This window comes from Paeniglutamicibacter sp., assembly GCF_046714615.1.
Classification (GTDB): Bacteria; Actinomycetota; Actinomycetes; order Actinomycetales; family Micrococcaceae; genus Paeniglutamicibacter.
The window spans coordinates 1-8633 of the sequence record NZ_JBKKAP010000086.1 but is presented as its reverse complement, the minus strand read 5'-3'; the positions used below and the strand labels follow the sequence as shown (position 1 = coordinate 8633).

Below are 8633 nucleotides of genomic sequence, written 5' to 3'. Positions count from 1 at the left end.
TGACTTGCGCGGCGCCCCCGGGAAGGGGTGTTCGCCGGGGGTTAAATGGCCGTTTGGCGCCGGGTTTCCCGTGGTGCAATCGGGCCTTTTCAAGGGGGGGTTGACCCTGCCCGAGGAAGGGCGGCAGCGTCGTCGAGGCCAAGGCCTAGGCCTAGGCCTTGGCCTTGGCGTTGCGTCCCAGCACGAAGGAGTCCTCGAGTCCTTCCAGGGGCCCGGCCAGCGGGTCGTCGATCCCGTCCGCACGCACCACGTCGCGTCCCGGGTTCCGGATGTCGCCGATGATCTTCACGCAGATGTAGACGAGCATGCCCATGTGCGCGACGATGCCGAGCCCGTAGAAGATTTCGATCATCCAGTTGCCGCCGAAGTACTCAAGCCCGCTGACCCACTTGGCGCTCCAGAGCCAGACGAAGACCCAGTGGAACACCTCGATGCCCTGCCACACCAGGAACTCGCGCCACTTGGGGCGTGCCAGCACGTAGAGCGGAATCAGCCACATCACGAACTGCGGCGAGTAAACCTTGCCCAGCAGCAGGAACGCGGCGACGATCAGGAACGCGAGCTGGGCCATCCGCGGGCGGCGGGTGGCAGTCAGCCCCAGCCAGGCGATGCCAAGGCAGGCCACGCCGAAGAGCCCATTGGACAGGTATGACATCGTCGAGCCGTCCATCCCGGTCCACACGAACGCCAGCCACATCGAGGAGTTGCCGGCCGGCCGGTCCCCGGAGAAGGTGTAGAAGCGGCTCCACTCGTCGAACGCGGTGATCATGAACGGCACGTTGACCGCCAACCAGGCCGCCGCGCCGGAAGCCAGCGAGACCCAGAAGTGCCGCATGCGCCCGGTGCGCAGGCACAGCACCAGGATCGCCCCGAAGAGGAAGAAGGGGTAGAGCTTGGCCGCCGCGCCGAGTCCCAGCAGCACCCCGGCCAGCACAATGTGCTTGCGCGAGAAGGCCAGCAGGCCGCACATTGCCAGCATCACGGCCAACAGGTCCCAGTTGAGCTGGCTGGTGAGGATGATGCCGGGGGCCAGCGCCACCATGATCGCGTCCCGGCTGCGGTGCCGCGCGGCGTAGGCCACTGCAACCACCACGGCTGCCCAGCAGATGAAGGACACCGCGGAGTTCACGTCGAAGTAGGCCAGCTGGCGCTCGGGGCTGAATCCGATGCCGGGAATCACCAACGCGGTGAGCCCGGCCATGATGGCCAGCAGCACCGGGTATTCCAGCGCCTGTTCGGCAGGCAGTCCGGTGAAGTACGGGAAGAGCTTGTCCGCCATGCCACGGGTGCCAAAGAGCTGGGTGAAGTCCGAATAGCAAAGGTGCAGGTGCTGTTCGGCGTCGGGCCACCCGTTGATGCGGCACCACTGCTTGGTGAGCACCGCGATGGACGCGCCGATGACGGTGAGCACCAGCAGCCCGATGATGATCGGGCGTGTGGTCTCGCGGGCGTTGAACAGGTTCTTGACCGGTTGCATCACGATCCGGTTGCCTCATTTCTAGGGGTCTTCGGGGTTTGGAAAGTTGGGGGCCGGGTCATTTCTTGCCCGGCAGCAGCGGCCGGCGCCGGTCGGCGCCGAAGATGGACGCGGTCTTCGGGTCGATGAACACCAGGTAGCCCATATAGGCCAGGCCGATGGCGGCGGCGAAGAGGCGCACCCAAACCAAGGAGAACCACTGGCCGATGGACAACTGGTCCACCACCCCGGAGAGCAACACCAGCAGGCACAGGATATACAGGGCGCGCTCCCAATTGACCGGGTAGCGCCGGCTCAGCGCGAAAAACGGGATCAGCCACAACAGGTACCAGGGCTGGATGATGGGTGCCAAAACGACCGCGGCACCCAGGGCGTAGCCGGCATAGAGCAGCGGGGGCCCGGCCGGCCGGCGGATCGCGAGCCAGAACACGATGGCCAGGGAAGCGAACCGGAAGATCGCGAACACGATTGAGGCGATGAATTCCAGGTTCCCGCCGGCCAACGAGCCGATCCAGCCGGCGAGCATGCCCAGCAATCCCACCGGCGCATAGGGGAAGGCGGCGGATCCGGCACCCGCCATGGCCGCGATCCAGCCGAACCAGAGCCCCGAGGCCGCACCCAGCAGCGCCATCACGCCCGCCGCCACGGCCCCGGTGTACGCCCAGGCGCGGATCTTTCTGCCAGTCCCCGCGTTGCAGGCGACCATCGCCAGGCCCAGGAAGGGCAGCACCAACACCACGATGGGCTTGATGGCGATGGCGGCGGTGGCGGCGAGGATGCCGGCAAGGTGCCGCTTGCGGGCCACCAGCACGAAGCCGAGCAGCACCCCGCCGATCATCAGCCCGTCGTTGTGCACCCCGCCGACCATGTTCAGCAGGAACAGCGGGTTGGCCACCGAGATCCACAGCGGCCACGCCGCATCCCGGCCCCTGAGCCTGGCCAGGGCCACCACGGCCCAGGCGCACAGTGCGACCCCCGCAACTGCCACCAGGCGCATGAGCATGACCCCGTATTCGGGCACCCCGCCGGAGACGAAGTACACGAACCGCGCGTACATCAGGAAGAGCGGTCCGTAGGGCGAGGTGGATTCGGCCCACAGGGAGTCCGAGCCCTGCGCGAACCAGCCCGGCAGCTGCGAGACCCAGTCGGTGTAGGGCGAGAGCCCCGCATGCATGAGCCGGCCCTGGCCCAGGTAGGAGTACACGTCCTTGGACAGGATCGGGAAGGAAAACAGCAGCGGGATCGACCAGACCCAGATGGCCTTGGCGATCACCGCCACGGGGTTGGTCCCGTCGTCCTGGGCGCGCTGGCGCAGCCGCAGCCAGGCACGGAAGAGCAGCATCGAACCCAGGGCCAGCAGCAGCGTGCAGATGATCACCCCGAGCATTTCCACGCGCAGCGGCAGCAGGAACTTCGAGCGGGCCAGCAAGGACTCCTGCGAGCTGGGGATCCAGCCCACACCCCAGGACCCGACCATCACCATGAGCGAGGCGATCAGGCCCTGGGCGATGGCGATGTCGGGGGTGTCCTCCCCGCCGCCGGTGAGGTGGCGCAGGAGCGGGACGCGGGCCCCGCGCTGGCGCAGGGCCTCCAGGGCGCGGGTGGTGCCGGCGAAGCGGCGGCCAACGGCCGCGTCGTGGGGATACGGGGTCCCTGCCGGGTTGCTCACGGGTTCGGCACCTCGGGATCGGTGCGCGGGCCGGGCTCGGGCGTCGTTGTGCCCGGGGACTTGGGCCCTCTGCGCAGCGGTCCGGCGCCGCCGCCGAGCCGCGTCGGCAGCGTCGCAACAAAGAGCTTCTTGGTCCGCGGGTCCAGAAAGGCCAGGTATGCCATCGCCGCCCAGGAGATCCCGGTGGACAGGTGCTTGACCCACGGGTCAAGGTCGGAGAGGAACTGCCAAATGAAGATCTGGTCGGCGGCCCCGAAGGCGATGAAGAACGCGGTGGTGACGTACACCCACAGAAGCTGCCAGTCGTCGCGGATGCCGGTGATCGCAAAGAAGGGCAGCAGCCACAGGATGTACCAGGGCTGGATGATCGGCGAGAGGACGACCAGCGCGGAGAACGCCAGTGCCATGCGCTGGATAAGGTGCGAGGGCTTGCCCTTGAAGATCAGCAGCAGCACCAGCCCCACGGAGGAGAGCCGGCCGATGAGCTTTAGGGCCGGCAGCAGCCAGTCGGTGGGCAGCCCGATGGTCGCCAGCGCCCCGGAGAGCAGGGCGTTCAGCGCGCCCACCGGGGCGAAGATGACGGCTCCGGTCCCGGTGCCCAGCATGACCGAGAGCCAGCCGAAGCCGTAGCCGTTGGCCCAGCCGATGATGGCCATGATGACGGCGACCAGCGACCCGGTGTAGACCCAGTAGCGGATCTTGCGTCCCCAGCCGGCGTCGGACCCTGCCCACAGCAGGCCGATGAACGGCAGCAGGACGATGGTGATGGGCTTGACGCCGATGGACGCGGCGATGAGCACCACGCCGAGCACGCCCCGGCGCGTGGCAGCGTAGTAGGTGCCGGCCAAGGCCAGGCCGATCATCAGCGAGTCGTTGTGGGCGCTGGCCACGAAGCTGATCAAGAACAGCGGATTGGCCACCGAGATCCAGGTGGCCTTGGCGCCGGAGACCTTGTGCAGCGCGGCGATCTTCGGCACGTAGACCATGCACAGGATCACCCCGGCGAAAGCGACCAGACGGAAGAGCAACACCGAGAGGTCGGGGCTCGTGCCCACCAGCCGGTTGACCCAGTACTCCACGTTCAGGTAGAGCGGCCCGTAAGGCGTCTCGGATTCGGCCCAGGTGATGTCGGCGCCCAGCTGGAACCAGTTGTTCAGCGTGGAGATGCCATCGACATAGGGATCCTGGCCGGCCGCCACCAGCCTGCCCTGCCCGATGTAGGCGAAGACGTCGCGGGAGAAGATCGGCAGCGCCAGCAGCATCGGGGCGCTCCACGCCCACACCGCCTTCTTCACGGTCCGCAGCGAGCCCTCGGGCCAGCCGGCCAGCTGCTGGCCCAGCCGCAGCCAGGCGCGGAACAGGATCCAGCAGCCCAGGGTCAGCACGACGGTTCCGGCAACCACGCCCCAGTAGTCGGTGCGGATCGCGATCAGCAGCGGGTAGCGGTTAAGCGGGGAGACGCTGGCCAACCAGCCGATCGCGTAGGAACCCAGCAGGATCATGATCGAGCCCACGGTGCCCTGGATCAACGGCGACAGGTGCGGCCCGCGGCCCGCCTGGCTCGTGGCCCCGACGGAGGATCGCACTGCTTTCATCTGCGCCCCGCTCCTGATTCGTCGTACCTTGGCTGGATCAACCAGGTGTGTGTCGGCAACTGCACCGGCCGGCCGGCCGCGCCCTTGCGGCGCCTCGCGGGCGCGGCAGTGCGCGTAAAAATCAAGTCCGATCCTAGCATCGCCCGCTGGATTTACCCGGGAGGCGGGCCGCCGGTGCGCGGGCTCACACTGCCGCGCGTGCCTGCCCGTCGGCGCGCATGCCCACGGGCACTCATTTGGTCCACCCGGGCACCTGCACCGGGACGCTGTTCCCGGCCCGGCAGCGGGCGTGGCTAACGGGTCGCGGCACCCGGATCTTGCATAGGCTTGGGGCCGGTATATCGAACGATCGCAGAAGTGAGGCAACACCCGTGGGCAGGCGTGCAAAGAGTGTTCGGAATTCGGTGCGCAACCATTCCCTGCTGGGCTGGGGCGTGTTCCTCTCTTTGTTGCTGGGCGTTGCATCCCCGCTCCTGGGCATGAGCACGGTCGCCTCGATCGCGCTGGCCGGGACCGGACTGGTGGTCTTCGTCATGCTGTGGCTGCTCAGCGCGGCGCGCGACTCCTCCAAGTCCTGATCTTCCCCGCCGGATGCCTGGCCGCGCCGGGGTCCGGCCGGGACGGAATCGGGTAAATTGGGGTCCGTGCCTATTTCAGCTGAAAAAATTGTGTGGATCGACTGCGAAATGACGGGCCTGAGCCTGGAACATGATGCGTTGATCGAAGTCGCGGTCCTGGTGACGGACGCCGAGCTCAACATCCTGGGTGACGGGGTCGACGTGGTGATCAAGCCACCCTCCGCAGCCATGGAACAAATGGGCGATTTTGTGCGCACCATGCACACCAACAGCGGGCTGATCACCGAACTGGACGCCGGGCTGGAGATGGCCGACGCACAGAAGGTCGTCATGGACTACATCCGTTCCCACGCCCCGGAGCCCAACAAGGCGCTGCTTGCCGGCAACTCCGTGGGCACCGACAAGAACTTCCTGGCCCGGGACATGCCCGAGATCACCGAGCACCTTCACTACCGCATCCTCGACGTGTCCACCATCAAGGAACTGGCCCGCCGCTGGTACCCCCGCGCATTTTTCCAGGCCCCTGCCAAGACCGGCAACCACCGGGCGCTGGGCGACATCCGCGATTCCATCGAGGAACTGAAGTACTACCGCGCCACCGTCATGGTCCCCGCTCCGGGCCCTGATTCCGCGTCAGCCAAGGCCACGGCGGCCCGAATCGTCGCGCAAAGGCCCGCTGATTAGGCACTGTGGTGCACAACACATGCAAAAGGGCCACTTTCGAGTTGGCGCTCCACCTCAAAATATGTGTATGATAGTTCTCGTTGCCCAGCAGTTCGGAAGTGATTCGGAGCGGCAGGACAGCTAGCCTCAGGGCGAACTTGGTGGGTATAGCTCAGTCGGCAGAGCGTCTGGTTGTGGTCCAGAAGGTCGCGGGTTCAATCCCCGTTACTCACCCCAATGAAGCCGCTCCGGAAGAAATTCCGGAGCGGCTTTTGTCATTCCACGACACATCACGCAATTGCACCGCAGAGAGGGCCGGGCCAGCAGATGGAGCACAGGATCTTCGATCGCGCCAGCGAGATCATGCGTGAAAGCATTGCGACGTTGCTGCTCTCCGGCGCCTGACAAGGCCCCCCTGCCAGCCCCCCCTCTCCCCCATCTAAAAACTCCCACCTGAAAGCCCTAGGAGAAGTCTTGAGTATCCGTCCGGTCACCATTTACGGCGAACCCGTGTTGCACACTCGCGCGCAGGAAGTCACCGAGTTCAACGACGAGCTGCGTGAACTCATCAGCGACATGTACGACACCATGGATGCGGCCCACGGCGTGGGCCTTGCCGCCCCGCAGATCGGCGTGGGGTTGCGCATCTTCACCTACGAATACGAGAACGAGGACGGCGCGCCGCCCCGCGGCGTGGTGGTCAACCCGCGCCTGACCCTGTCCAAGGTGTCGCAGTCGAACCCGGATCCGGACGAGGAGATCGAGGGCTGCCTTTCCGCCCCCGCACTGAATTTCCCGCTCAAGCGCGCCGAGTTCGCCCGGGTCGAGGGGTTCGACGGCGACGGGAACGCCATCTCCTTCGACGCGACCGGCTGGTTCGCAAGGGTCATGCAACACGAGTACGACCATCTGGACGGCTACCTGTACGTCGACAAGCTCAACGAGAAGTGGGCGCGGCGCTGGAAGAAGGCCAAGAAGTCCCTGGGGTGGGGCGTGCCCAACCTGACGTGGATGCCTGGAACCGACGAGGATCCCTTCGGCCACTGATACGCATCCGGTCGCGCTTCCAGGGCCCCCACAACATGGAAGCGGGACCCAAAACCAAAGTGGCCCCTGTCCGCCGGAATCCGGAGGACAGGGGCCACTTTGACTCCCCCGCAGGGGAAGACCAGGCTAGACCGAGGCCGGCTCGGTCACGGCGATGGCAGGAACCGCCAGCGGGTGGGTGCCGGCCATGGTTTCGATGACGCGCACCACCTGGCAGGAGTAGCCGAACTCGTTGTCGTACCAAACGTAGACAACGGCGTTCTTGCCCGTGACGATGGTGGCCAGTCCGTCGACAATGCCGGCGCGGCGCGAGCCGACAAAGTCCGAGGAGACAACCTCGGGCGAATCGATGTAGTCGATCTGCTTGTGCAGTTCCGAGCCCAGCGAGGTTTCACGCAGGAAGTTGTTCAACTCTTCCTTGGTGGTCGCCGTTTCCAGGTTCAGGTTCAGGATCGCCATGGACACATCGGGGGTGGGAACGCGGATGGCGTTGCCGGTCAGCTTGCCCTCAAGCTCCGGAAGCGCCTTCGCAACGGCCTTGGCGGCACCGGTCTCGGTGATGACCATGTTTAGCGCCGCGGAACGGCCGCGACGTTCGCCCTTGTGGAAGTTGTCGATGAGGTTCTGGTCGTTGGTGAACGAGTGAACCGTCTCGACGTGGCCGTGGATGACACCGAAGCGGTCGTTCAGGGCCTTGAGCACCGGGGTGATGGCGTTGGTGGTGCAGGACGCGGCGGTGACGATCTTGTCCTCGGCCGTGATGTCCTTGTGGTTGATGCCGTGCACGACGTTCTTCAGGTCGCCCTTGCCCGGTGCGGTGAGCAGCACGCGGGAAACGCCCTTGGCCTTCAGGTGCTGGGACAGTCCCGCTTCGTCGCGCCAGCGGCCGGTGTTGTCCACCACGATGGCGTTGTTGATGCCGAAGGCGGTGTAGTCGACGGTGGACGGGTCGTTCGAGTAGATGACCTGGATCAGCGTGCCGTTGGCGAGGATGGTGTTGTTTTCCTCGTCCACGGTGATCGAGCCGTCGAACTTGCCGTGGACCGAGTCGCGGCGCAGCAGCGAGGCGCGCTTGACGATGTCGTCATCCGAGCCCCTGCGGACCACGATGGCGCGCAGGCGCAGGCCGTAGCCGCCGCGTTCGATGAGGATGCGGGCCAGCAGGCGGCCGATGCGGCCAAAGCCGTAGAGGACCACGTCGGTCGGCTCGGCGTCGGTGGCGCCGGCTTTGCCGACCTTGTCTCCCAGTTCCCCGGTGAGGAAGGCGGTGAGGTCGGTGGAGCCGGATTCGGTGAACAACTTGTTCAGGCGGCCCAGGTCGATGGAGACGGCTCCGAGGTCCAGCGCCTCGATGGCCTGCAGCATCGGCATGGTCTGCTCCAGGGGGAGCTCCTCGCCTTCGATGCGGCGGACCACGCGGTGGGCCTTGAGGATGTTGATGGCCGACTGGTTGATCAGCTTGCGGCCATAGATGGACGTCACCACGTTGTTGTTGCGGTACAGGCGCCCGATCAACGGGATCATGGCCTCGGCGAGCTCTTCGCGCCCGCTCCATTCCTGTAGGGCTTCGACAGACTGCTGGGTCACTGAAAATCCTTCCAAAT

General features: G+C 66.0%; 7 protein-coding genes and 1 tRNA gene. 4 read left to right on the top strand and 4 right to left on the bottom strand.

The annotated features are described in order from the left end of the window. Window positions 1–151: 151 nt before the first annotated feature. Genes ACLQ7E_RS10755 through mptB (ACLQ7E_RS10745) form a run of 3 tightly spaced genes read right to left on the bottom strand, consistent with a single transcriptional unit; the run spans window position 152 to window position 4741 of the window. Entirely contained in the window at window positions 152–1477 is a 1326-nt protein-coding gene (locus ACLQ7E_RS10755; protein WP_411732570.1) for a glycosyltransferase family 87 protein, read from the bottom strand. A gap of 58 nt (window positions 1478–1535) precedes the next feature. Next, window positions 1536–3146 (bottom strand): polyprenol phosphomannose-dependent alpha 1,6 mannosyltransferase MptB, encoded by a 1611-nt coding sequence (gene mptB / locus ACLQ7E_RS10750; protein ID WP_411732569.1) that lies wholly within the window; start codon window positions 3144–3146, stop codon window positions 1536–1538. Then, complete coding sequence (gene mptB / locus ACLQ7E_RS10745) at window positions 3143–4741, bottom strand: polyprenol phosphomannose-dependent alpha 1,6 mannosyltransferase MptB (protein WP_411732568.1); 1599 nt, start codon at window positions 4739–4741, stop codon at window positions 3143–3145. The genes mptB (ACLQ7E_RS10750) and mptB (ACLQ7E_RS10745) overlap by 4 nt, the downstream gene beginning before the upstream one ends. A gap of 404 nt (window positions 4742–5145) precedes the next feature. On the opposite strand from mptB (ACLQ7E_RS10745), the gene ACLQ7E_RS10740 reads away from it, so the two are divergent. From ACLQ7E_RS10740 to def, 4 genes are all read left to right on the top strand, one after another. Further along, window positions 5146–5319: a hypothetical protein gene (locus tag ACLQ7E_RS10740; protein WP_411732567.1), complete on the top strand. Its 174-nt coding sequence runs from the start codon at window positions 5146–5148 to the stop codon at window positions 5317–5319. A 66-nt stretch (window positions 5320–5385) separates the two neighbouring features. Further along, entirely contained in the window at window positions 5386–6003 is a 618-nt protein-coding gene (orn, locus tag ACLQ7E_RS10735; protein WP_411732566.1) for an oligoribonuclease, read from the top strand. 140 nt (window positions 6004–6143) lie between these two features. Then, window positions 6144–6219: transfer RNA gene (locus ACLQ7E_RS10730), tRNA-His, on the top strand. A gap of 237 nt (window positions 6220–6456) precedes the next feature. Further along, window positions 6457–7029, top strand: coding sequence for a peptide deformylase (def, locus tag ACLQ7E_RS10725; protein ID WP_411732565.1), 573 nt, complete (start codon window positions 6457–6459; stop codon window positions 7027–7029). Window positions 7030–7155: 126 nt separating this feature from the next. Here the strand turns inward: def and ACLQ7E_RS10720 are convergent, their stop codons facing one another. Further along, the gene (locus ACLQ7E_RS10720; RefSeq protein WP_411732564.1) at window positions 7156–8616 is read right to left on the bottom strand and encodes a glyceraldehyde-3-phosphate dehydrogenase; all 1461 of its coding nucleotides are present in this window, start codon (window positions 8614–8616) and stop codon (window positions 7156–7158) included. Window positions 8617–8633: the final 17 nt, after the last annotated feature.

Coding starts and splice junctions, on each gene's coding strand:
- mptB (WP_411732568.1), bottom strand. CDS start 4,741: ATGAAAGCAGTGCGATCCTCCGTCGGGGCCACGAGCCAGGCGGGCCGC.
- ACLQ7E_RS10755 (WP_411732570.1), bottom strand. CDS start 1,477: ATGCAACCGGTCAAGAACCTGTTCAACGCCCGCGAGACCACACGCCCG.